The 24,202-nt window shown below is 63.3% G+C and carries 20 protein-coding genes; 12 read left to right on the top strand and 8 right to left on the bottom strand.

The genetic code is table 11. The annotated features are described in order from the left end of the window. The first annotated feature begins 1 nt into the window (after position 1). Positions 2 to 775 carry a hypothetical protein gene (locus ACN9MU_RS29525; protein ID WP_426165459.1) on the top strand — a complete coding sequence of 258 codons (774 nt, stop codon included), beginning with the start codon at positions 2 to 4 and terminating at the stop codon, positions 773 to 775. A gap of 5 nt (positions 776 to 780) precedes the next feature. Here the strand turns inward: ACN9MU_RS29525 and gabD are convergent, their stop codons facing one another. Next, on the bottom strand, positions 781 to 2,235 hold the full coding sequence (gene gabD, locus ACN9MU_RS29520; protein WP_426343854.1) for an NADP-dependent succinate-semialdehyde dehydrogenase: 1,455 nt from the start codon (positions 2,233 to 2,235) through the stop codon (positions 781 to 783). Between the two features lie 115 nt (positions 2,236 to 2,350). Here gabD and ACN9MU_RS29515 point away from each other — a divergent pair, with 115 nt between their 5' ends. The 4 genes from ACN9MU_RS29515 to ACN9MU_RS29500 are packed head-to-tail and all read left to right on the top strand — an operon-like array spanning position 2,351 to position 7,412. Further along, positions 2,351 to 3,106 (top strand): gamma-glutamyl-gamma-aminobutyrate hydrolase family protein, encoded by a 756-nt coding sequence (locus ACN9MU_RS29515; RefSeq protein WP_426336508.1) that lies wholly within the window; start codon positions 2,351 to 2,353, stop codon positions 3,104 to 3,106. 49 nt (positions 3,107 to 3,155) lie between these two features. Further along, complete coding sequence (locus tag ACN9MU_RS29510) at positions 3,156 to 4,526, top strand: glutamine synthetase family protein (RefSeq protein ID WP_426165453.1); 1,371 nt, start codon at positions 3,156 to 3,158, stop codon at positions 4,524 to 4,526. 10 nt (positions 4,527 to 4,536) lie between these two features. Beyond that, entirely contained in the window at positions 4,537 to 5,919 is a 1,383-nt protein-coding gene (locus tag ACN9MU_RS29505) for an aspartate aminotransferase family protein (protein WP_426165451.1), read from the top strand. Positions 5,920 to 5,921: 2 nt separating this feature from the next. Further along, a complete protein-coding gene (locus tag ACN9MU_RS29500; protein ID WP_426343853.1) occupies positions 5,922 to 7,412 on the top strand; it encodes an aldehyde dehydrogenase in 1,491 nt (496 codons plus the stop codon). On the opposite strand, the gene ACN9MU_RS29495 is transcribed toward ACN9MU_RS29500, so the two are convergent. From ACN9MU_RS29495 to ACN9MU_RS29465, 7 genes are all read right to left on the bottom strand, one after another. Continuing rightward, complete coding sequence (locus tag ACN9MU_RS29495; protein ID WP_426343852.1) at positions 7,409 to 7,951, bottom strand: UPF0149 family protein; 543 nt, start codon at positions 7,949 to 7,951, stop codon at positions 7,409 to 7,411. The genes ACN9MU_RS29500 and ACN9MU_RS29495 overlap by 4 nt on opposite strands. Continuing rightward, positions 7,942 to 8,784 carry a 3-methyl-2-oxobutanoate hydroxymethyltransferase gene (gene panB, locus ACN9MU_RS29490; RefSeq protein ID WP_426319442.1) on the bottom strand — a complete coding sequence of 281 codons (843 nt, stop codon included), beginning with the start codon at positions 8,782 to 8,784 and terminating at the stop codon, positions 7,942 to 7,944. The genes ACN9MU_RS29495 and panB overlap by 10 nt, the downstream gene beginning before the upstream one ends. A gap of 187 nt (positions 8,785 to 8,971) precedes the next feature. Then, positions 8,972 to 9,448 (bottom strand): 2-amino-4-hydroxy-6-hydroxymethyldihydropteridine diphosphokinase, encoded by a 477-nt coding sequence (gene folK, locus ACN9MU_RS29485; RefSeq protein WP_426165443.1) that lies wholly within the window; start codon positions 9,446 to 9,448, stop codon positions 8,972 to 8,974. Continuing rightward, the gene (gene pcnB, locus ACN9MU_RS29480; protein WP_426165441.1) at positions 9,448 to 10,944 is read right to left on the bottom strand and encodes a polynucleotide adenylyltransferase PcnB; all 1,497 of its coding nucleotides are present in this window, start codon (positions 10,942 to 10,944) and stop codon (positions 9,448 to 9,450) included. The genes folK and pcnB overlap by 1 nt, the downstream gene beginning before the upstream one ends. Beyond that, on the bottom strand, positions 10,937 to 11,608 hold the full coding sequence (locus ACN9MU_RS29475; protein ID WP_426172328.1) for an HAD family hydrolase: 672 nt from the start codon (positions 11,606 to 11,608) through the stop codon (positions 10,937 to 10,939). The genes pcnB and ACN9MU_RS29475 overlap by 8 nt, the downstream gene beginning before the upstream one ends. Next, positions 11,608 to 12,276 (bottom strand): DnaA regulatory inactivator Hda, encoded by a 669-nt coding sequence (hda, locus tag ACN9MU_RS29470; protein ID WP_426165439.1) that lies wholly within the window; start codon positions 12,274 to 12,276, stop codon positions 11,608 to 11,610. The genes ACN9MU_RS29475 and hda overlap by 1 nt, the downstream gene beginning before the upstream one ends. Before the next feature lie 51 nt (positions 12,277 to 12,327). Next, positions 12,328 to 13,413: an AI-2E family transporter gene (locus ACN9MU_RS29465; RefSeq protein WP_426336505.1), complete on the bottom strand. Its 1,086-nt coding sequence runs from the start codon at positions 13,411 to 13,413 to the stop codon at positions 12,328 to 12,330. Positions 13,414 to 13,533: 120 nt separating this feature from the next. On the opposite strand from ACN9MU_RS29465, the gene ACN9MU_RS29460 reads away from it, so the two are divergent. From ACN9MU_RS29460 to ACN9MU_RS29430, 7 genes are all read left to right on the top strand, one after another. Continuing rightward, the gene (locus tag ACN9MU_RS29460; protein ID WP_426165435.1) at positions 13,534 to 14,562 is read left to right on the top strand and encodes an ankyrin repeat domain-containing protein; all 1,029 of its coding nucleotides are present in this window, start codon (positions 13,534 to 13,536) and stop codon (positions 14,560 to 14,562) included. A 107-nt stretch (positions 14,563 to 14,669) separates the two neighbouring features. Next, entirely contained in the window at positions 14,670 to 15,713 is a 1,044-nt protein-coding gene (gene purM / locus ACN9MU_RS29455) for a phosphoribosylformylglycinamidine cyclo-ligase (protein ID WP_426165433.1), read from the top strand. 282 nt (positions 15,714 to 15,995) lie between these two features. Next, the gene (locus tag ACN9MU_RS29450; protein WP_426165431.1) at positions 15,996 to 17,813 is read left to right on the top strand and encodes an IucA/IucC family protein; all 1,818 of its coding nucleotides are present in this window, start codon (positions 15,996 to 15,998) and stop codon (positions 17,811 to 17,813) included. Beyond that, positions 17,810 to 19,012: an MFS transporter gene (locus ACN9MU_RS29445; RefSeq protein ID WP_426165429.1), complete on the top strand. Its 1,203-nt coding sequence runs from the start codon at positions 17,810 to 17,812 to the stop codon at positions 19,010 to 19,012. Before ACN9MU_RS29450 ends, ACN9MU_RS29445 begins: the two co-directional genes overlap by 4 nt. A 36-nt stretch (positions 19,013 to 19,048) precedes the next feature. After that, positions 19,049 to 20,878, top strand: a complete 1,830-nt coding sequence (locus tag ACN9MU_RS29440) for an IucA/IucC family protein (protein ID WP_426343851.1) — start codon at positions 19,049 to 19,051, stop codon at positions 20,876 to 20,878. Further along, on the top strand, positions 20,875 to 22,095 hold the full coding sequence (locus tag ACN9MU_RS29435; protein ID WP_426336503.1) for a type III PLP-dependent enzyme: 1,221 nt from the start codon (positions 20,875 to 20,877) through the stop codon (positions 22,093 to 22,095). The genes ACN9MU_RS29440 and ACN9MU_RS29435 overlap by 4 nt, the downstream gene beginning before the upstream one ends. A 40-nt stretch (positions 22,096 to 22,135) precedes the next feature. Next, positions 22,136 to 24,202: a TonB-dependent receptor gene (locus tag ACN9MU_RS29430; protein WP_426165423.1), complete on the top strand. Its 2,067-nt coding sequence runs from the start codon at positions 22,136 to 22,138 to the stop codon at positions 24,200 to 24,202.

Below are 24,202 nucleotides of genomic sequence, written 5' to 3'. Positions count from 1 at the left end.
AATGAACCTCATTCCATCTTTCAGTAGATTCCTGGCCGGTGCAATGCTGGCTCTTGTCGCGGCCAGCGCCGCCGCCGACGCGGGTGTCACCGCTACCGCGCGCGTTACGAACCTGCAGTTCGGCGTCCTCGATCTTCAGCCGGACGACGGTGTCGCCGCAAGTTTCCGTCCGGACGGCCTTTCCGGGGATCTCACGGTCGCGCTGAACACCCAAACCGACAGCCGTCATGTCACCGGGACTGCGAACGATATTCTTGGTCTGGCGACAGCGCATTCGTCCGCGCAAGCCATGTATGGCATGACTGGATCCATCGGAGCCGTTTCGGATGCCCACAGCGATCTTGGCCCGGGCGGCAAGGCGAACGCATGGCTGGATCAGCGCTTTGGGTTCTTCCTTGCACCTAACGCGGCCTTGACCGTCGCTGGCACGGCCGAATACTCGGTCATCCGCCAGGACCCCGACTTTTCAGTCTCCTGGGGCAAGGCCGGCACGCTGATCGAAATGCGCTCCGCTGGACAGCCGGAGCTGTGGACGTACCTGACGCGGACCGTCGAGCTGGCGACAGGCGCAGGCAGCACCAATGTGGAGAATTTCTGGCTGGGCTTTGCCAATACCACGGACGACGAAATCTATGTAGACCTGTCATTCGAGTTCGCGGCACAGACCGCGGTTGGCACCATCCCGATTCCCGAGCCGTTCACCTATGCCATGCTGGCTGCAGGCCTGGCCCTGTTGGGCGTGGTGAAACAACGCAGCGTTCGCCGGGCAGGGTAGGCACGCTAGATGCCGCCCATGCAGATGTATTTGATGACGAGGTAGTCGTCGATGCCGTGCGTCGAGCCTTCGCGGCCAAGGCCCGATTGCTTGACGCCGCCGAATGGTGCGATTTCGGTCGAGATCAGGCCAGTATTCACGCCCACCATGCCACTCTCCAAGCCTTCGGCCACGCGCCAGATACGGCCGATATCGCGCGAGTAGAAGTATGCTGCAAGCCCGAACTCGGTGTCGTTGGCCAGCGCCACGGCTTCCTCGTCGGTTTTGAAGCGGAACAGCGGCGCCAGCGGGCCGAAGGTTTCTTCGCGCGCGACCAGCATGTCGGTATTCACGTCAGCCAGCACGGTTGGCTGGAAGAAGCTGTGGCCCAGGTCATGCCGTTTGCCGCCTAACAGCAAGCGTGCGCCTTTGCCAACGGCATCGGCGATATGCTCTTCCACCTTGACGACGGCTTTCTCCTCGATCAGCGGGCCTTGCGTCACGCCGTCATCGGCGCCGTTGCCGACTTTGAGTTTGCGTACCGCTTCCACCAGTTTCGATGCGAAGGAGTCGTACACGCCATCCTGCACGTAGATGCGGTTCGCGCATACGCAGGTTTGGCCGGCGTTGCGGTATTTGGATGCGATTGCACCTTCCACCGCGGCGTCCAGGTCGGCATCATCGAACACGATGAATGGTGCGTTGCCGCCAAGTTCCAGCGACAGCTTCTTGATCGTCGGTGCGCACTGTTCCATCAGCAGGCGGCCGACTGCCGTCGAACCGGTGAAACTCAATTTGCGCACGATGGGGTTGGAGGTCATCTCGCCACCGATCTCGCGCGATGCGCCGGTGATCACGCTGAACACGCCAGCCGGTACGCCGGCGCGTTCCGCCAGCACGGCCAATGCCAATGCGGAGAAGGGCGTGAGTTCCGCCGGCTTCACCACCATTGGGCAACCCGCGGCAAGTGCCGGTCCGGCTTTGCGCGTGATCATCGCGGCCGGGAAGTTCCACGGCGTGATCGCCGCACTGACGCCAATTGGCTCACGTGTAACCACTACGCGCTTGTCGGGCCATGGCGACGCCAGGGTTTCGCCGGCAATGCGCTTGGCCTCTTCGCCAAACCATTCGATGAAGGATGCCGCGTAGGCGATTTCGCCTTTGGATTCAGCCAGCGGCTTGCCTTGTTCCGCCGTCATCAGGGCTGCCAGGTCGTCGGCGTTGGCGAGGATCAGGTCATTCCATTTGCGCAGGATGGCGGCGCGCGCCTTGGCTGGCTTCTTGCGCCATTCAGGCCATGCGGCATTCGCGGCTTCGATAGCGCGGCGCGTTTCGGCAGCGCCCATTTTCGGCACGCTGCCAAGGGCTTCGCCGGTAGCGGGATTGGTGACGCTGATGGTTGCGCCCCCGTCGGCATCGCACCATTGGCCAGCGATAAAGCACTGTTGGCGCAGAAGGCTGGGATCTTTCAGGGTCAGCATGATTCACCTCCAAAGTAAAAAACCAGTATACCGGGTATCACGCTGCACGGTTGCCACATTCCAAAATTGGGAATAAGATCAAGCTGCACACTGATAGTTACCGAAAAAACTAAACATGCGCCGCCCCATCGTACTGGTCCCCGCCTGCAGCCAGAATAAAGGCTCCCATCCCAGCTACGCCGCTCAAAACAAATACGTTGATGCGGTGGCTGTGGGAGCGCGCTGCCAGCCGTTGTTGGTCCCTCCCTTGGGCGACAACACCGATATTGAAAGCCTGCTTGGCATTGCCAACGGCATCATGCTGACCGGCGCTGCCTCCAATTTGCAGGCAAGCCTGTATGGGCAGGAAACCCTTGACCCCTCGCTGCCGGAAGATCACGCGCGCGATGAGACCACCTTGCCCCTGATCCGCGCTGCGCTGATGCATGGCATTCCGATATTGGCGGTTTGCCGCGGCTTCCAGGAAGTGAATGTGGCGCTGGGCGGAACGCTGCATCAAGCCGTGCACACGGTGCCAGGCTACTTTGACCATCGCGAAGACAAGTCGCAATCGCTGGAGCAGCAATATGCGGCAGCCCACCGCGTCAGGCTCGAAAAGGGTGGCTTGCTGGCGCATATCCTCGATGGTGCTAGCGAAATACAAGTGAACTCGCTGCACGGGCAGGGCATTGATCGCCTGGCGGCTGGACTGCAAGTCGAAGCACGTTCGGATGATGGCTTGATCGAAGCTTATTCCATCGCGGCTTCTCCTTCGTTCGCGCTGGCGGTGCAATGGCACCCGGAATGGCGCATCGAAGAGAACCACGACTCCATGCGCATGTTCAGCGCATTCGGCCTCGCGTGCCGCGTGCACAGGGATCGCATTCCTTAGGTGGCTTTCCTTCAGTAGTGCTGTTTTCTAAACTACCTGAGAGGAAGCTATGGCAATCCGCGAAAATTTCAGTTACACCGACATGGACGAGTGGCTCAATGAAAAGCGAGTCACCGAGATCGAATGCCTGGTCCCTGACCTGACCGGCGTCGCACGCGGGAAGATTCTCCCGCGCGGCAAATTCACCCAGGAGCGCGGCATGCGCATTCCTGAGGCGGTGCTTGGCATGACCGTCACCGGCAATTATCCGACCGAGGATGATGCCTATGACCGTGCCATCTCCAGTACCGACCGCGACATGATCCTGAAGGCCGACCCTACCACCATCACCATGGTGCCGTGGGCGGTCGACCCGACGGCGCAAGTGATCCACGACTGCTATTTCAGCGATGGCCGCCTGGTCGACTTCGCCCCGCGCTCTGTGCTACGCCGCGTGCTGAAACTGTTCGAAGACCGGGGCTGGAAGCCTGTCGTTGCACCGGAACTGGAGTTCTACCTGACCGACAAGAACTCCGACCCCGACCTGCCGCTGAAGGCGCCGATCGGCCGCAGCGGCCGCGCCGAAACCAGCCGCCAGGTGTACAGCATCGACGCGGTGAACGAGTTCGATCCGCTGTTCGAGGACATCTACGATTACTGCGATCTGATGGGCCTTGACGTGGACACCCTGATTCACGAAATCGGCGCCGGCCAGATGGAGATCAACTTCCTGCACGGCGAGCCGCTTGGCCTGGCTGACAAGGTGTTCTTCTTCAAGCGTACCTTGCGCGAGGCGGCATTGAAGCATCATATGTACGCCACCTTCATGGCCAAGCCGATGGCAGGCGAGCCGGGATCGGCAATGCACATCCACCAGAGCGTGGTCGATGCGCGCAGCGGATGGAACATCTTCAGCAACCAGGATGGTTCACCATCGCAGCTGTTCAAGGCCTACATCGGCGGCCTGCAGCGCTATATGCCGAGCGCATTAGCCATCGTCGCGCCGTATGTGAATTCCTACCGCCGGCTGGTGCGCCACACGGCGGCGCCGATCAATATCCAGTGGGGCATGGATAATCGCACCGTCGGATTCCGGGTTCCGGAATCGGGCGTGCAAGACCGGCGCGTGGAGAACCGTATCATCGGCGCCGATGCAAATCCTTACCTGGCGCTGGCAGTGACGCTGGCCTGCGGCTACCTCGGGATGACCGAATCGCTCGAACCTACCGCGCCGACCACCGGCAGCGCCTACGAAATGAAATACGAGCTGCCGCAAGGCTTGCCGGAAGCGCTGAAGATACTGCGTGGCGAGGACAAGCTGCGCTTTGTGCTCGGCGAGCGCTTCATCGACGTGTATGCAGCCATCAAGGACCTTGAGCACCAGGAGTTCATGACCGTGATCAGCCCGTGGGAGCGCGAGCACCTGCTGCTGCATGTATGAGGAGGCGATCATGGACGATACCAAAACACTCCAGGCGCGTGATCACGCGCACTACATGCATCCCTTCACTGACCACAAGGCGCTTGGCGAGCGCGGCGTGCGCGTGATGGTACGCGGCGAAGGCATCTACCTCTGGGATTCTGAAGGCAAGAAGATTTTGGACGGCATGTCCGGGCTGTGGTGCGTGAATGTCGGCTACGGCCGGCACAGCATATCGAAGGCGGTGTTCGACCAGATGGAAACGCTGCCGTTCTATAACAGCTTCTTCAACACGACCAATGTGCCGGCCGTGACGCTGGCCGCCAAGCTGGCGGAGATTGCGCCACCCGGTTTCAAGCATGTGTTCTTCACGGGCTCGGGATCGGAGGCAAACGACACCAATGTGCGCATGGTGCGCCGCTATTGGGACTTGAAGGGTCAGCCACACCGCCACACCATCATCAGCCGCTTCAACGCCTACCATGGCAGCACCATGGCGGGCGCCTCTCTGGGCGGCATGGAAGGCATGCATGCGCAGGGCGGCTTGCCGATCCCCGGCATCGTGCACATCCGGCAGCCGAACTACCTTGAGTCGGGGCGTGGCATGTCGGAGGATGAATTCGGGATCGAGGCCGCATCGTGGCTGGAGCAGAAGATCCTCGACGTCGGCCCGGAAAAGGTGGCGGCCTTCATTGGCGAGCCGATCCAGGGAGCGGGCGGTGTGGTGATTCCGCCGCGCACCTACTGGCCGGAGATCCAGCGCATCTGCGACAAATACGGCATTCTCCTGATCGCAGATGAAGTGATCACCGGCTTTGGCCGCACCGGCCGCATGTTCGCTTGCGAGTACTTTGACTTCAAGCCGGACCTGATTACCTTCGCCAAGGGCGTCACTTCGGGCTATATCCCGCTCGGTGGCGTGCTGGTAGGCGAGCGCGTGGCGGAAGTGCTGATTGGCCAGGGCGGCGAGTTCGCGCACGGCTTTACTTACTCTGGCCACCCTGTCGCGTGTGCTGCGGCGCTTGAGACGATTCGCATCATCGAAGAAGAAAAGGTGGTGCAGCGCGTGGCCGAAGATACCGGTCCATATCTTGCGCAGCGTTTCGCCACGCTCGGCGACCATCCGCTGGTTGGCTATGCCAATAGCTGCGGCTTCGTCGCAGGCCTGAATCTCGTACGGCGCAAGGGACCCACAATCCACGGCCACGAGTATTTCGATCCGAAACTGGAAGTGGGCATGGTGTGCCGCGGCTATATGTTCAACAACGGCATGATCATGCGCGCCGTCGGCGACCGCATGATCATCGCGCCGCCGCTGGTCATGACGCGCGAGCAGATCGACGAGATGGTGGCGCTGATCCGGCGCTGCCTTGACGATACCTATGCGGACCTGCAGCAGAGAGGATGGATGTAGCCATGGCAAAAGAAGCGATCAACTGGCACGACCGGGCCAAGATGCTGGCCCTCGACGGTCGCGCCTTCATCAACGGCGAACGCACCTGGGCGCGCGGCGAGCGCAAGTTCGACAACCTTTCTCCAATCGACGGCCGCTACCTGTCGCAGACGGCGCGCTGCGATGCGGCCGACGTCGACCAGGCGGTTGCCGTGGCGCGCCGCGCCTTCGATAGCGGCCGCTGGGCCGGGCAGGCGCCGGCGCAGCGCAAGCGTGTTCTCATCAAGTTCGCAGACCTCATGATGCAGAACAAGGACGAACTGGCGCTGCTCGAAACACTCGATATGGGCAAGCCCATCAAGTACAGCCAGGTGGTCGATGTTTCGCTCGCGGCCAATTGCATCCGCTGGTACGGAGAAGCGATCGACAAGGTGTACGGCGAGATTGCGCCGACGCCGGGCAATGCGCTGGCCTTGATCACGCGCGAACCGGTCGGGGTGGTGGCGGCTATCGTGCCCTGGAATTACCCGCTCCTGATGGCAGCGTGGAAGATCGCGCCGGCGCTGGCGGCCGGCAACAGCGTGGTGCTCAAGCCGTCCGAGAAATCGCCGTTGTCGGCCTTGCGGCTGGCGGAGCTTGCGGTGGAGGCGGGAATTCCTCCAGGCGTGTTCAACGTGCTGCCTGGCTACGGTAACGAGGCTGGCGCCGCGCTGGCCATGCACATGGATGTAGACTGCATCGGCTTCACAGGTTCCACGCGCACGGGCAAGCAGATCATCCAGATGGCGGGGCAGTCAAATTTGAAGCGCGCGTGGACGGAGTTGGGCGGCAAGTCGGCCAATATCGTATGCGCCGATTGCCCTGACCTCGACGCTGCCGTCGCCGCCGCGGTGGGTTCGATCTACTTCAACCAGGGCGAAAGCTGCAACGCGCCTTCGCGCTTGTTCGTGGAAGAGTCGATCAAGGACAAGTTCCTTGAGAAGGCGCTGGCCATGGTGCCGTCTTACGCGCCGGGCGACCCGCTCGACGAAAAGACCGTGATGGGCGCAATTGTCGATGCAGTCCAGATGAAGACGGTGATGGGCTATATCGAAGCCGGCCGCGACGAAGGGGCGAAGCTTCTGGCTGGCGGTAATGCGGTGCGCAAGGAAACCGGCGGCTTCTATGTCGAACCGACGCTGTTTGACGGCGTGCAGAACACCATGAAAATTGCGCGGGAAGAAATTTTCGGCCCGGTTCTGTCGGTGCTGTCGTTCAAGGATCTCGATGAGGCGGTGAAGCAGGCCAACGATACGCCGTATGGGCTGCATGCTGCAGTGTGGACATCGGATATTTCGAAAGCGATCCGCACCTCGCGGGCGCTGAGGGCGGGCACCGTGCACGTCAACCAGTACGATGGCGACGACATCACGGTGCCGTTTGGCGGCTACAAGCAGTCAGGCAATGGACGCGACAAGTCGCTGCATGCCTTCGACAAGTACACCGAGTTGAAGACGACCTGGATCCAGGTTTAAGCGCCGCAGCACTTCTTGAATTTCTTGCCGCTGCCACAAGGGCAAGGGTCGTTGCGGCCGGCCTTGGCTACTTTAGTCTGCGGCGCGTGGAAGAATTCGTTGATCCTGATGACGGCCTGCGGCACCTTGGCGGCGTTCAGCGGCGCCTGGAACGGCACCAGCAGGGCGGGCTGCTGGGCGCGCAGCGGCGCCCAGGCATCAGCCGCCATGTTCACGCCGGCCACGAAGCCATCGCACCACGCTTCCGCCGTCCAGTTGCCGCCGCATTCGTAGATCGGCTCAAAGCTCTCCGGGTCTTTCTGCATCCACACGCGCATGTAGTCGTGGTGGCGCGCAGCCAGCGCGGCAGCTTCATCGTTGCCGGCCGCGCCGCCCCAGACTGCTGGCAACCACGTCTCCTGCGCCACCTCGGCCGGGCCGACCGCCAGCGCGGTCAGGAAGCCTTCCAGCTTGGCGACGTCCATGCTCCGCGGGCCGATTTCGGCCAGCAGCTCATCGAGCCGGTCGTACTCGTCGTCGTTCAGTGGGTTCAGAAGCAATGCTCCAGTGCCGGGAAGGTGCCGCCCTTGACGGCGTCAATGTAGGCCGACACGGCAGCCTGGATCGACACCTGGCCTTCCATGAAGTTCTTCACGAAGCGCGCCTTGCGGCCTGGGAACACGCCCAGCATGTCGTGCATGACCAGCACCTGGCCCGAGCAATCCGGACCTGCGCCAATGCCGATGGTCGGCATCGACAGCATGTCGGTCACTTCCTTGCCCAGCGCGGTAGGAATCGCTTCCAGCACCACCATGGCAGCGCCGGCGGCCTGCAGCTTGAGCGCATCCTGTTTCAGCAGTTCGGCGCTCTCGATGGTCTTGCCCTGCACCTTGTAGCCGCCCAGCGTGTGCACGGACTGCGGGGTCAGGCCCAGGTGGGCGCAGACCGGGATCGAGCGCTCCACCAGGAAGCGCACGGTTTCGGCAACCCAGGCGCCGCCTTCGATCTTCACCATGTGGGCGCCGGCCTGGATCAGTTGCACGGCGTTGTTGAACGCCTGCTCAGGGGTGGCGTAGGAGCCGAAAGGCATGTCGGCCAGGATCAGCGCGTTTTTCGCACCACGGGCTACGGCGGCGGTGTGGTAGGCGATTTCCTGCACGGTCACCGGCAGGGTGGACTGGTGGCCGTTGCATACCATGCCCAGCGAATCGCCGATCAGCAGCACTTCCACGCCGCAGCCGTCCATCAGGGAGGCGAAGCTGGCGTCGTAGCAGGTCAGCATGGTGATCTTTTCGCCGGCTGCCTTCAGGGCGTTAATCGAAGGGATCGTGACCGCCTTGGTAGGGACGGCACGCGCAGGCGCCGGGTAAGGGTTTTGCAGGTTGCCAGACATGGGATGTCCTTAAATTCGAAAAGCGCTATTGTACACAGCGGGCAAAACCGGTAAACCAGGGTCAGACCCGAAGGGTCTGACCCTCGACGGTCTTGAAGCCACGGGTTTGGTTCCGGCGCACAACCGAAACCCGCGGCAGTCGAGCAGACTGGGTCTGACCCTGCGGGTCGGACCCAGGTTTACCGGTTTAAAGCCGGATAATACCTTGGTCGGAAACCGAAGGCGCGAAGTCGCCCGCGCGCCCCAGTCCCGGCAGCACCACCTCGGGCGCCAGCTCCAGCAGCGGCATCAGCACAAACGCCCGCTGGTGCACGCGCGGATGGGGCACGGTAAGCGTCGGCGTCGCAATCTGTTCATCCCCGTACAGCAGCAGGTCCAGGTCCAGCGTGCGCGGGGCATTGAAGTAAGGCCGCTCGCGGCCGTGGGCCTGCTCGATGTCGAACAGGGCTTCCAGCAGCGCCTGCGCAGGCAGGGAGGTCTTCAGGCGGGCGACCGCGTTGATATAGTCGTCGCCCGAAGAATCGATGGGCGCCGTACGGTACAGCGAGGACACCGCCTCCAGCGTGGAACCCGGCACTTTGCGCAGGCGTTCGAAAGCATCCAGCACATTCGCGCGCGCATCGCCGAGATTGGCGCCAATGCCGATATACGCGGTAACAGGCATCAAGCTTCGCCGGCCGGGGCGTTGCCGCCACCGCCGCTGCGGCGGCCGCGGCGCGGACGACGGCGGCGCTTGCGTGTCGGCGCTTCGCCCTCAGGGCGCGGATTCAGGAAGTCATCGTCATCCGACTCGTCGCCTTCTTCGCCATCCGGATTGGCATCCACCGGCGCGTCGTCAAGCGCTGCGGCGCGACTGCGGCGTGCCGCGGGTTTCTTCTTCTTGCCACCGCCGGACGATGCGGTCGACACCAGTTCGGCGCGCATGGTTTCGTCGCCTTCATAGAAAGCCGTCCACCAGTCGCCCAGTTCGCGGTCAATCTCGCCCGAAGCGCAACGCAGCAGCAGGAAGTCGTAGCCGGCGCGGAAGCGCAGGTGTTCCAGCAGCTTGTAAGGATTCTTGCCATTGCGGCGCTCGAAGCGCGGCTGCATGGCCCAGATGTCGCGCATGTCGGAACCGATCTTGCGCTGGATCGCCAGCTTCTCGGTCTGCGACTCCAGCACTTCGTCGGCCGCCAGGTGCAGCGCAGGAATCGGGAATTCGCCCGCCGCCTGGTAGGCCTCCCATTTCTCCAGCACCTGGTGCCACAGCAGCGAAGCAAACAGGAAGCCCGGCGACACGGTCTTGCCGGCCATGACGCGCTTGTCGGTGGAGTCCAGCGCCAGCGTCACGAACTTGGTGCCCATCGGCTGTTCCAGCACCACATCCAGCATCGGCAGCAGGCCGTGATGCAGGCCTTCCTTGCGCAGCTGCTGCAGGCAGGCCAGGGCCTGGCCGGACGTGAGCAGCTTGAGCATCTCGTCGAACACGCGTGCCGCAGGCACATTGTCGATCAGCGGCGCCATCACCCCGATCGGCTCGGCGGTCGAACGCTCGATGGAGAATTTCAGCTTGGCCGCAAAGCGCACCACGCGCAGCATGCGCACCGGGTCTTCGCGGTAGCGCGCTTCCGGCTGGCCGATGATGCGCAGCGTCTTGCTGCGGATATCCTCGATGCCGCCGTGGTAGTCCAGCACTTCCTGCGTGGCAGGATTGTAGTACATGGCGTTGATGGTGAAGTCGCGGCGCTCCGCGTCCTCCGCCTGCGAGCCGAAGGTGTTGTCGCGCAGCACGCGGCCATGTTCGTCCTTCGGCGCATTGTCGGTGGTGGTGCCGCGGAAGGTGGTCACTTCCAGCAGGTCCTGGCCGAACATCACGTGCACGATCTGGAAGCGGCGGCCGATGATGAAGGCGCGGCGGAACAGGCGCTTCACCTGTTCGGGGGTGGCATTGGTCGCAACGTCGAAGTCTTTCGGCTTGACGCCCAGCAGCAGGTCGCGCACTGCGCCGCCGACCACGAAGGCTTCAAAGCCGGCTTCCTGCAGCGTGCTGGTGACGCGGATCGCGTTGTTCGACACCATGCGCGGGTCGATGCCATGGTCCTTCGGGCCCAGCACGAGCGGTTCGTTGCGGGGTCTCGCGTTCTTGACGCCCAGGATCTTGCGGATGAATTTCTTAATCATTGAACAGGTGAATTAGTGGCCAGCCTTGCGCGGTCGCGTGTTCGGACAGCTTGGCGTTCGGGTTGGTCGCAATCGGATGGCTGACGATCGACAGCAGCGGCAGGTCGTTATGGGAATCGCTGTAGAAGTGGACGCTGTCGAAGCTGTCCAGCGAGTGTCCCAATTTCTCCAGCCATGCCTTGGTGTGCACGATCTTGCCTTCGCCCTGGGTTGGCGTGCCGAGCAGCTTGCCGGTGATGCGGCCGGCGGCATCGCGCTCCGGCATCGCGGCAATCAGGTGCTCCACGCCGAAGGCCTTGGCGATCGGCGCCACCACGAAGTGGTTGGTCGCCGTCACGATCGCCACCAGGTCGCCGGCGTCGAGGTGCTTTTGCAGCAGCGCGCGGGCGGCAGGCAGGATGTTCGGCATCACCACTTCGGTCATGTACTGCTGCTGCAGTTCGGCCAGTTGCTCAGGCTCGAAGGAAGCCAGGGTTCCGAGCGAAAATTCCAGGTATTCCACCGGGTCCAGGGTGCCCGCTTGGTACTGTGCGAAGAACTCTTCGTTGCGGCGCTTGAATTCTACGGCGTCGACGGCGCCTACGCGGCACAGGAATTGGCCCCACTCGAAATCGGAATCGATCGGCAGCAGGGTATGGTCAAGGTCGAACAGGGCGAGTTTCATCATTCGTTCGCTTCCTCCTGCAGCCATTCGCGCAGCAGGGGCAGGGTGATCGGGCGTTTGGTTTCCAGGGAATACTGGTCGAGCGAGTCGAGCATCGAGGACAGCGATACCATGTCGCGCTGGAAGTGCGACAGCAGGTAAGGTAGCACACCGGGCGACAGGGTCAAACCGCGCGCTTCCGCCATCTGCGTCAGCGTTGCCAGTTTTTCCTCGTCGGTCAGGCCATGGATCTGGTACACCAGGCCCCAGCCCATGCGTGTGCGCAGGTCCTCGCGCACCGGCAGCACGGCCGGGGCGACCGAGCCCGCGCTCACCATGAAGGCGTTGTTGGCGCGGATCTCGTTGAACAGGGCAAAGGCATCGATCTGGGCCACCGGCGACAGCTTTTCGCAGTCGTCCAGCAGGTACAGGTCCACGTCCGGCGAATACAGGAACTCGGTTTCAATCGAAAACGGCGAAATATAGCGCGCACGGTCGCTCGAGGCGAGCGCCTTCAGCAGGTGCGACTTGCCTGCGCCAATTTCCCCCCACAGGTAGGCGAAATGCTCGCGGGAGCTGCGGTCGGCGAACTGGCGCATCAGCGCCGCCACCTCCGCATTGCGGCCCACCTCGAAGGATTCGAGGGTGCACACCGGCTCCGCACCCAGGTCAAGCACCAGCTGTTTCATTGGACTTGTCCCGGCTTTGTGGATTTTTTGCTAACGTAATCGATCTTCACACTACGCATTATAAAAGCTGCTGCGCAGGTAGTGGCGGCGCAAGTGCCTGAAACCCACCATCAAGAGGGCGGAAGCAGGCAAAGCGAGCAGTACGCCGACGAAGCCGAACAGCTGGCCGAAGGCCAACAAAGCGAAGATCACGGCCAGCGGATCGAGGCCGATGCGTTCGCCCACCAGCCGCGGCGTCAGGAAAAAACCTTCGATGACCTGGCCCAGGCCGTAGATGATGGCCACGGCCACCAGCCCGCTCCAGTCGGTAAATTGCAGCACCGCCGCCATCAGCGCCAGCAGCAGGCCCAGGCCGAAGCCGAGATAGGGGATAAAGACCAGCACGCCGGACAGGATGCCGACCGGCAGCGCAACGTCGAAACCCGCCACCGCCAGCGCAGTAGAGTAATAAACCGACAACACCAGCATCACCAGCAACTGGCCGCGCAGGTATTGCGCCAGCAAGGCATCCGACTCGCGCGCCATTTCCATGGTGGCGCCGATGTAGCGGCGCGGCACGGCAGCGGCAATGCGCGCCAGCAGCTGGTGCCAGTCCAGCAGCAGGTAGAACAGCACGACCGGGATCAGCACCAGCGTCGCCAGCCAGCCCAGCACGGCGCTGCCGCCGGTGCGCACGGAATTCAGCACGGCGGTCCAGATCTGGTTGCCGCTTTCCGCCATCTTTTCGGCCACCAGGGCCTTGATGCTGGCGCCATCGAGCGTGAATTCCACGCCCAGTTGCTGCAGGCGCGGCCCCAGCGTGTCATTCAGTTTTGCCAGCGAAGCGGGAATGGCCGCCTGCAGCAGCGGGATTTCCTTTTGCAGCACCGGCACCACGATCAGCAGCAGCGCCAGCACGGCGGCGCCAAACAGCGTGATAACGATGGATACTGCCAGTGCGCGCGGCATCTTCCAGCGCTTGAACAGGCGCAGGCGGCACAGTTTGTCGACTGCGGGATTCAGCGCATAGGCGAAAATGGCGGCGGCCAGGAAGGGCGTCAGTACCGGCCCCAGGACCCAGAGCAGGAAAAAGAAGGCGGCCCAGACCGATACCCAGAATAGCGTTTGTTTTTGTTCTGCCGAGAGGGGAAGAGGCATCTGCTGGGGCGTGGTCGGGACGAAGGAAGGGCTATTCTAACGCCTCTGCTGTTAAAAACACCATGCGCGGGGCCTACCAGTAGTTTAATATTTCCATAAATAAACTTTGAAGTGGAAGTCATGCTGTCTGTTCGTACCCAAGCCGCCATAGCGGCCCTGTCCCTGGCGTTCGCCGCGCATTCCCCTGCCATGGCAGCGGATGATGGCGAAAAATGCGAAGGCTTCAACCGCCTGCTGTGCCTGCCCATGGCCGCTGCAGCCAGCGTGGCAAACGCCGCCGCCAACGCCGCTGCCAACGTCGCCGAGGCGGTGAACTTCAAGAAGCCGTCCACCAAGGTCATCGACGCAACGGACGAGGGTGACCTGGACCGCATCAAGCGCTTCGACCCCAGGAAAGACCCCAGCTTTGCGCCGGAAAACATGCTGGGCGTGGCCGTCAATACCTACCTGACCAAGCCCGACCCGGCCAGGGACGCCAAGCGCTTCGCCGTCCTCGAATACCTGGCCGGGAAGGCCGACATCTCCGGCGAACTGGGTACCGTGCTGCTGCAGGAGACCGTGAGCCAGGCCTATTTCGCCCGCAATGCCCCGCAGGAAAGCTGGCCGCGCCGCCTGGCGCTGGCCCAACTGCTGATCGAGCACGGCGCCAGCGCCAAGGGCATCAACCTGTCCACCTGCGACCATTGCGAGACTGATAATGAATTCCTGGCGCTGCTGATCCAGGCCGGCGCCAACCCGAACGTCCAGTCCACGACTTATTCGGCCCTGCTCAACCGCTTCATCCGCAAGGACCAGTTTGACGCCGCCAAGCGCTTGGTCGCCCTGGGCGCCGATCCCAACGGCAGCACCTGGGGCAAGCGCAGCATGCTGGTGCGCCTGGTCAGCGAATGCGACAAGGACATGACGCGCAAGCTGGTTGCTCCCGAGCGCTTCGAAGCGGAGTGGCAGAAATGCGTGGCGGCGGTAACCGCCCGCGTCAGCTTCGCCATCGAACAAGGCGCCGACCCGAATGGCAAGGCCAGCCCGGACAACGAATGCCTGACGCCCTACGACGTCGCCCTGGAAAAGCAGAACGAGGAATTGGCTGCACGCCTGCTGAAGCTGGGTGCGCGCCCTGGATTTGGGGAAGTTTGCCGGTCCGGTGGCTGAAAACGGCCGATAACAAGAGAAAATGCGGGGGCAAAAATGCTAAAATAGCGGACTTGCCGTATTCGGCCACCGCTTTTCCATTCTTCCGCCTCAGTTGCGACAACACCATGAGCCAACCTTCGAATGTTTCCCTGTCCTACCGTGACGCAGGTGTCGATATCGACGCCGGCGACGCCCTAGTTGAAGCGATCAAGCCATTCGCCAAGCGCACCATGCGCGAAGGCGTGATGGGCGGCATCGGCGGCTTCGGCGCGCTGTTCGAGATCAGCAAGAAATACAAGGAGCCGGTGCTGGTTTCCGGCACCGACGGCGTCGGCACCAAGCTGAAACTGGCGTTCGAGCTGAACCGCCACGACACCGTGGGCATCGACCTGGTGGCCATGAGCGTGAACGACATCCTGGTGCAGGGCGCCGAGCCGCTGTTCTTCCTCGACTACTTCGCCTGCGGCAAGCTGAACGTGGCCACCGCCACCGACGTGATCAAGGGCATTGCCAAGGGCTGCGAGATCTCCGGCTGTGCCCTGATCGGCGGCGAAACCGCTGAAATGCCGTCCATGTACCCGGACGGCGAATACGACCTGGCCGGCTTCGCCGTCGGCGCGGTGGAAAAATCCAAACTGATCGACGGCAGCAAGATTCAGCCGGGCGACGTGGTGCTGGGCCTGGCCTCCTCGGGCGCCCACTCCAACGGTTACTCCCTGGTGCGCAAGATCATCGAAGTGGCCAAGCCGGACCTGGAAGCCGACTTCCACGGCCGCAAGCTGGCCGACGTGCTGATGGAGCCGACCCGCATCTACGTCAAGCCGCTGCTGGCGCTGATGGAATCGATGGAAGTCAAAGGCCTGGTGCACATTACCGGCGGCGGCCTGGTGGAAAACATCCCGCGCGTGCTGGCCGACAACCTGACTGCCGAACTGGATGGTTCTTCGTGGACCATGCCACCACTGTTCAAGTGGTTGCAGCAGCACGGCGGCGTGGCCGACGCCGAAATGCACCGCGTGTTCAACTGCGGCATCGGCATGACCGTCATCGTGTCCGCTGAAAACGCCGACGCAGCCGTCGCCCAGCTGACCGCAGCCGGCGAGACTGTATCCCGCATCGGCAAGATCCGCGCCCGCGCGGAAGGCGAACACCAGACCATCGTCGTCTAAGCGCCTGCCGCCCCAAGAACGGAGCCCTTCGCGGCTCCGTTTTTTTTGCCCCCGCCGTTCCGATTCAGCCATCTTATTGAAAATGATTCTCATTTGTATTATGATCGGCGAATTGCATTTTTATTCACTGCACACCACACAGCCAGCGGGCTTCCTTAAGTTGCGGAGAGCTGCCAGTCATTGAGGTTTTGCCAGGGAGCGCGATCCGGCATTCCCTTGGCATGGCACGCTTTCCAAGGAATCCCCTATGTGGACCAACTTCGCTGCCGCTGGAGCGGCGGTATGACTTCGCCCATCACCTGGGACTTGTTTGCGGACGCCCTGGCTTCGCAACACTATCTGGCCGCGCAACAGCGTGTGCTGCGCCAACTGATCGAGGCACTGCTGTTCGAGCAGGTGCTGGCTGCGGAAATCACGCAAGAGGATGACGGCGTGTGCTTCCACATTCCCGGCCGGACGGCGGCCGGCCAGCCGGTAGCCTATCGCTGCAAGGGCCGCGTCAGCGAGAGCTTCGGCCGCATCCGGGTGGATGGCGCCTCGCTCATGCGCAGCGCGCCCGATGGCGCGCGGCCCGTCGCATCGCTCCAGGAATTCGTGCTCGAAGCAGGCGCCTTGATCGATACCGACGAGAACCTGCTGCACCGCTTCCTGCATGAGCTGCAACAGACGCTGCAAAAAGACACGCTGGCACGCTACACGCGCCGGCAAGATGGCGAAGGGCGCGACCTGACCGCTTTGGAAGGCCAGTTGCAGGACGCGCACCCCTACCACCCCTGCTACAAGTCGCGCGTCGGCTTCGATCCGCTCGACAATGCCGCCTACGGGCCGGAGTTTGCCCCGGCGGTACGCTTGTCCTGGCTGGCGCTGCGGCGCGCCAAGGCCAACGTCGCCGCCTGCCGCGACATCGACTTGCCATCTTTCCTGCGCAGCGAAGCTGGCGAGGAGCAGTACGCGCGTTTCAGCGCCAGGCTGGCCGCCATGGGACTGGAGCCGGATGATTATTGGCTGTTGCCGGCGCACCCGTGGCATTGGCGCGAGAAGATCGCCAGCCAATTGTTCCCCTTGCTGCACAGCCGCGACCTGGTCTGGCTTGGCGAAGGCAGCGACGTGTACCGGCCGTTGCAATCGATCCGTTCGCTGGCCAATGCCACGCGTCCGCTGGCCGCCCATGTCAAACTGCCGATCGGTATCGTCAACACCTCGGCTGACCGCATCCTGTCCTGTCATAACGTGGAAAATGCGCCGCCGGTATCGGACTGGCTGAACGACATCCTGCAGCGCGACGCAGCGCTGCGCGCCACCGGACTGGTGTTCCTGCGCGAAGTGGCCGGCATCACTTATCGCGATGCCGGGCTGCCGCTGGCGCTGCAGGCAGCGCAATACGGCATGCTGGGCGCAGTCTGGCGCGAAAGTGCCGACCGTGCCTTGCAGGCTGGCGAAGCCGCCGCACCGTTTTCCGGCCTCTCGCAGTGTGAAGCGGATGGCCGCCCCTTCATCGCTCCGTGGGTCGAGCAGCATGGCCTGCTGCCGTGGCTGGATGCGCTGATGGAAGCCTCGCTGCCGCCGCTGATCCACCTGCTCTATGCGCAAGGCATCGGCATGGAGGCCCATGCGCAGAACATCGTGCTGATCCATCGCGCCGGCCTGCCCAACCGCATTGCGCTCAAGGATTTGCCGGGCGGCTTGCGCTTCGTGCGCCAATACCTGGCCGATCCCGGCATCTGCCCGCAGTTGCTGCCGACGCCATCGTTCCGCAAGCAGGTCAACGCCACCGCGGGAATGGAAAGCATGTCGCCGGAGGAGGTGCACGACTACTTCCACGACGCCGTATTCTTCATCAACTTCGGCGAACTGGCGATGTTCCTGCAGCAGCACTACGGCCTGGCGGAAGCCGATTTCTGGCGCCGCATCGCGGCCTGCATCGGCCGCTACCAGGCGCGCCATCCGGAACTTGTCGAACGCTTTGCGGCATTCGACCTGTTTGCTCCCGCCATCCGCATCGAGCAACTGGCCAAGCGCCGCCTGTTCGCGGAAACCGAAGCGCGCCTGCAAACCGTGCCCAATCCATTGCATCGATGGCGACCGAAGGCGAGCGCATGAGCACGCGCCGGATTGTCGCCGCCACGCTGGCGGGCCATTTCGCCGCCGCCTTTGCCGCGCTGGGCATGCCGCCGTTCTATGACCGCATCCTGCACGAGGCCTTGGGCAGCAATGCCGCATGGCTGGCCGGCTGGCTGTTCGTCATTCCGACGCTGGTGGCGGCGCTGTCCAATCCATGGTGGGGGCGCCTGGCCGACCGCTATGGCAAGAAGCGCTTGCTGTTGCGCGCCCATCTCGGGCTGGCGGTGAGCTTCTGGCTGACCAGCCTGGCCGGCAATGTCTGGCAGTTTGCCGCGGCGCTGATCCTGCAAGGCCTGTTGGGCGGCACCTTCGCCGCATCGAACGCCTACCTGGCCACGGTGGTGAGCGGCCATCGCCTGACCCGCTTGCTGACACTGATGCAAGGCTCGGCCCGCGCCGCCTTGTTTGCCGGGCCTGCCTTGATGGGAATGCTCTCCCATGGGGCCGAACCTTTGCTGATGTATCGCTACCTGGCGCTGCTGCCGCTCCTGTCTGCCCTGCTGGTCTGGCGCCTGCCGGCCGTCGCGGCCCCGCCGGCTGCGAGCGAGGCGCTGGCCACGGACGGCGATGGCAAGGCACTCGCCGGCGAAGCGATCCCGCCCGGCCAACTGTATGGCCTGCAATTCGCTTTCATTTTCGCGACGGTGATCACCTTTCCCTACTTCGTGCCGTATGCCGAGCAAACGCTGGCGAACTTGCCTGGGGCGGCGCCGGGGCTGCTGTTCGGACTGCCGCACCTGGTGTACTTGCTGTGCGCGCTGCCGTTGTCGCGCTTTTGCGGCCGCCGGCGCCTGCTTGCGACGCTGGCTGCCGCCCAGGCAGTGCTCATCGCGGCCTTGCTGGGACAGGCGGGCAGCCATTCTCTGGCAGCGCTGGCCGCATGGCGCCTCGTGATGGGCGTGGCGATGACGGCCAGCTATATCGCCTTGCACGGGATGGTGGCCGCGATCACCGACGCCGGCAACGCCGGCCGCCGTTTCGGCTCCCTTGAGGGCAGCACCAAATGGGGCGCGGTGGCAGCCGGCCTGGCTGCCGGCATCGCCGCCGAGCGCTGGGGATTGCAATCCCATTTCCTGCTTGGCGCGGCGGCGCTCGCGGCCAGTTGCATCTATCTCGTTGTACTCATGTTCCGCCTATACCGGGGCGATTTCAAACAGCCAGCGCACAGCACCGACTGATCGTGTAGCCAGCCATCACATGCTTGGAGAAATTTCATGTCGACATCAGCTTTGCACCGTAGTCCGAATATGTCGGCGGCGTACTGCGCCGCCAGCCAGCGCAGCCTGGAAACCCTGTTGAACTGCTATTGCCGCGAAGTGGCCATCCCGGAAGGACACGCCAGCATCGGCCCGCTGTTCGGCCAGAACGACTGGCCGCTCGCCCTGCGTTGCGCACTGGCCACCGGCCAGGCCCTGCACATCGTGCTGCCGCGTCTCGATAGCCGCGTCGTGGTCGCCGTGCAGGATGACTCGCCAACCGCCAACTATCGCTACCTGTCCGCGCTGTATTGCAAGAGCGCCGGCCAGCCATGGGCCTTGCTGGATTGGCGCATGCTGGCCGACCTGATCATCCGCGACCTCGCGGCAAAGACCGGCCAGCCCTACAACCACGAATTGCTGGCGCAGATCGAAGACAGCGTGCAGGTCACCACGGCCATCCTGGAAGCACCATGGCCAAACGCGATGCCGTCCGATCCGCTGGCGGCCTACCTGGATTCCGAACAGTCGCTGACCTACGGCCATCCCTTCCATCCCGCGCCCAAGAGCAGGCAAGGCTTCAGCGCAGAAGACCTGCGCCGCTATTCGCCGGAACTGCGCGGCGGCTTCCCTCTGCACTATTTTGCCGTGCAGCGCGACGCCGTGCTGCAGCAGTCGACCCTGGCGCAATCCTGCGGTGACATCCTGGCCGCCCAGGCGCCGCAAGGGGTGGTGGCCGGCGACGACTACCTGCTGGTTCCCGCCCACCCTTGGCAGGCGCGCTGGCTGCTGGAAAAGCCGCTGATCGCCGCCGCCATGCGCGACGGCCGTATCCGCCACCTGGGAGCGCAAGGCGAGCTGTATTACCCGACCTCCTCGGTACGCACCCTGTACCAGCCCGGCAACCCATATTTCTACAAATTCTCGCTGCATGTGCGCCTGACCAATTGCGTGCGCAAGAACGCGGTGTACGAGCTGGAAGGCGCGTTGCAAGTGAACCGCATCATGAGCGGCCTGATTCCGGAACTGAGGGAGCGCTTCCCCGGCGCCGCCATCATGCCGGAACCGGCCTTCCTCTCGGTCAACCTGCGCGACGGCGACGCCGATGCCAAGCGCGAAATCACGGAAGGCTTCGGCCTGATCTTGCGCGGCAATTTCGACCAGCACAACCTGCTGCCGGGCGCCGTGCCCCTGCTGGCCGGTGCCTTGTTCGGCAACCACGTACTGGGCGAGGCGCGCCTGTCGGCACTGCTGCGCCAGATCGCCGAGCGTGAGCGCATGGCGCCCGAGGCGGTGGCTGTCGAGTGGTTCTCGCGCTATGTGCAACAGATGATGTATCCGGTGCTGCATTGCTACTTCGCGCACGGCGTCGTGTTCGAGCCGCACCTGCAGAACGTGGTGATCGGCTTGGTCGGGGATTGGCCGGCGCAAGCCTTCCTGCGCGATTTCGAAGGCGTCAAGCTGGTGCAGGAAGAGTGGGGCGCCAGCCGCCTGTCCGGCGTCAGCCAGCGTGCGCAGGCAGCGCTGCAGTACGACCGCGAGCGCGGCTGGAAGCGCATCGCCTACTGCCTGTTCGTCAACAATTTTTGCGAAGCGATCCACCAGCTGGCAGCCGGCAATCCGGCCCTGCAGCAAAGGCTGTGGACGCAGGTACGCCATCACCTGCAGCAATACCAGCACCTGCACGGCACGACGGAATCCGCCGCGCGCATCGCTTCGGTACTCGATGGCGAACCGTTGCCGGCCAAGGGCAACCTGTGCAACCGCTTCCTCAAGCAGGCCGACCGCGCGGCCGACTACGCGCCCTTTGTCAATCCGCTGGCCGCCATCAAGGAGCAACTCGCATGAGGCTCGACTGGGACCGCGCGATCGCGGCGGCGAAGCAGGCGCACGCCGCCTTGGATGAACCGCTGTGCGCCTTCATCTACGACTTGCCGGCGCTGAAGCGCCACGCGGTGCATTTGCGCGAAGGATTGCCCGGCCAATGCGACTTCTTCTACGCGATCAAAGCCAATTCGGACGTTCCCCTGCTGCAAACGCTGGCGCCAACCGTCGATGGTTTTGAAGCCTCGTCCGGCGGTGAAATCGCCTGGCTGCGCCAGCATTTTCCGCAGGTGCCGGTGATCTTCAGCGGACCGGGAAAATTGGATAGCGAGCTGGCGCTGGCCTTGCAGCATGGCGCCACGGTGCACGTGGAAAGCCTGCATGAACTGGAACGCCTGGCGGTGCTGGCCCACGCCGGCGGCAAGCCGGCCTCGATCCTGCTGCGCGTCAATCCGCCGCTGGCCGAGCTGGCGACCACCACGCTGGTAATGGGCGGCAAGCCGACCCAGTTCGGCATCGCCATCGAGCACTTGCCGGCTTGCCTGGAACGGCTGCGGCAAGAGCCACTCCTGGAGTTGCGCGGCTTCCACTTCCACCTGCTGTCGCACCAGCTCGATGCGGACAAACACCTGCAATTGCTGTCAGCCTACCTGCGCCAGGCGCGCGAATGGTGCGAACAATACGGCTTGCGCATCGAGCATATCAACGTCGGTGGCGGTATCGGGGTCAATTACCGCGAACCGCAGCGCCAGTTCGACTGGCCGCGCTTCAGCGCCGGCCTGGCAAGCTTGCTGGCCGAAGAAGCACGCCAGCATGGCGATGACGTGCCGCGCCTGCGCTTTGAACTCGGGCGTTTCGTCAGCGCGTTTTGCGGCTACTACGCCACCGAGGTGCTGGACATCAAGGAGGCGGGAGAGCGCGTATTCGCCATCGTGCGCGGCGGCACGCATCACTTCCGTACCCCTTATGCACAGGGCCACAGCCATCCGTTCCGGGTAGTGCCGGTGGAGGATTGGAACCATCCCTATTCGCGTCCCGAATCCGTGCAGCGGTCGGTGACGGTCGCCGGCCAGTTATGCACGCCGAAAGACGTGCTGGCCAGCGACGCCATGCTCGATCGCCTGCGGGTCGGCGACCTGCTGCTGTTCCAGTATGCGGGCGCTTACGCCTGGCACATCTCGCACCACGATTTCCTGCGCCATCCGCATCCACAGCATATCTACCTGCAGGAAGATGCGTAGGCCTTAACGATTTTTTTAACGTCACATCCGAAGGAAAGTCATGCAACATCGTCGTATTCAACCCCATGTCCTGGCGCTGGCCGCCGCCGCACTGTGCTCGCAATTTGCCTATGCGGCGGACACCGAACTGCCGATGGTCACCGTGCAGACGGCAGCGGCGTCCGATCCGCTGCACGGCACCAGCAGCGCCACCAAGCTCGATGTGCCGCTGCGTGACGTGCCGCAGTCGGTGCAGTTCGTCGACAAAGAGCTGATCCGGGCGCAAGGGGCGGTGGATATGAAAGATGTGCTGCGCAACGTCAGCGGTGTTGCCCCGTCCCAGGGGGAAGGGCGGCGCGACCAGTTCTACATCCGGGGCTTCGACGCCACCCGCGACACCCTGCTTGACGGCATGCGCGACGACAGCCTGTATTTCCGCGACCTGGGCAATGTGGAACGGATCGAGGTGCTGAAGGGCCCGGCCGCGGTGCTGTACGGCCGTGGCTCGGCGGGCGGCGTGATCAACCGCGTCACCAAGAAGCCGGTGAAAACGCCGGTGCGCGAAGTGACGTTGAGCGGCGGCTCGGAGAACTTCCGCCGCATCGACCTGGACCTGGGCGGTGCTGCTGGCGAACAGGCAGCGTTCCGCCTGACCAGCGCCTACGAAGCGGGCGACAACTACCGCGACGTGGTCCATTCCGAGCGTGCAGTGCTGGCGCCATCCATCGCCTGGACGGCGGGGCGCGACACCAGCTTCCTGCTGCAAACCGAATTCCTTCACCAAAACCGTACCCCCGATCGTGGCATCCCTTCGCTGAACGGCGTGCCGGCCGATGTCCCGGTCGGCAACTTCTACGGCGAGCGCTATGACTACGCCAGGACGGATGCGCAAAATGCCCGCTTCAATGTCGAACATGCGGTCAACGACAAGCTGGTTCTGCGCAATAGCTTCCAGTATTCGAAGCTGAAGCTGGATGCGATCAATACCCGCACCCTGGGCCTGGCTGCAGCCAACACGCAAGTGCGTCGCCAGATCACCTACTTCCCTCAGGACCAGAGCAATTTCCTGAACCAGACCGAAGCGGCGTATCAGCTCGATGCCGGCGGCGTTCGTCATTCGCTGATGACCGGCGTTGAGCTGGGACACCAGAAGTCCGGCCGCCTGGTGCGTGCTGCCGCGACCACGCCGGTCAGCTTGCAGGCGCCACAGCAGCTCATGGCCATGCCGGACCTGGCCGCGTTGCCGGTCACGATCGACAACGACTTCAAGGCCGATACGGCCGCATGGTATGCACAGGACCAGGTCTCGTTTAACGAGCAGTGGAAGATGCTTGCCGGCGTGCGCTTCGACCGCTTCAAGCAGGAACAGGAGGACCGGCGCACCGGCTTGGTCCAGAGCCGCACCGACTCGGTGTGGAGCCCGCGCATCGGCGTGGTTTACCAGCCGGGCCAGGCGCACGCGCTGTACGCAAACCTGAGCCGCTCCTTCCTCCCGGTAGGGAATGACTTCTTCTACGGCGGCAAGGATTTTGCACAGATCAAGCCAGTTGAATCCTTGCAGAAGGAGATTGGCGACAAGAGCGAATGGTTCGATGGACGCCTGCAGTCGACCGTCGCCCTGTACGAGATCACGCAACGCAATGTGGCGACCAAAGACCCTTCAGATCCGGCAGGCGTGCGCCAGGTGCAGACCGGCGAACAGCAAAGCCGCGGGCTCGAAGTCGACTTGACGGGCAGCCTGGCGCAGGGCTGGAAAGTGTTTGCCAATGCCACCGTCAACCACGCCCGCATTACCCAGTCCAACAACTACAGGGTGGGCAATCGCCCCGCCAACATTCCCAAGCATGCGGCGGGCTTGTGGTCCAACTATGAGCTGGGCCACGGCTTTACCATCGGCGCCGGCGCCTTCTACGTGGGAGACCGTTTCGCCGTTGAGGACAATGCGGTGCGCTTGCCATCCTATGTGCGCTTCGATGCGATGCTTGGCTACAAAGGCAAGAACTGGGAAGCCGGGCTGAACCTGAACAACCTTGCCGACAAGGTGTATTACGAATCGGCCAACAACAACTTCCAGATCCAGCCAGGTGCGCCGCGTAGCGTCATGGCTTACGTGCGCGTGAAGATCTGA

Source organism: Pseudoduganella sp. R-32 (assembly GCF_049913245.1).
Classification (GTDB): Bacteria; Pseudomonadota; Gammaproteobacteria; order Burkholderiales; family Burkholderiaceae_D; genus Rugamonas.
This window is presented reverse-complemented; position numbering and strand designations above follow the sequence as displayed.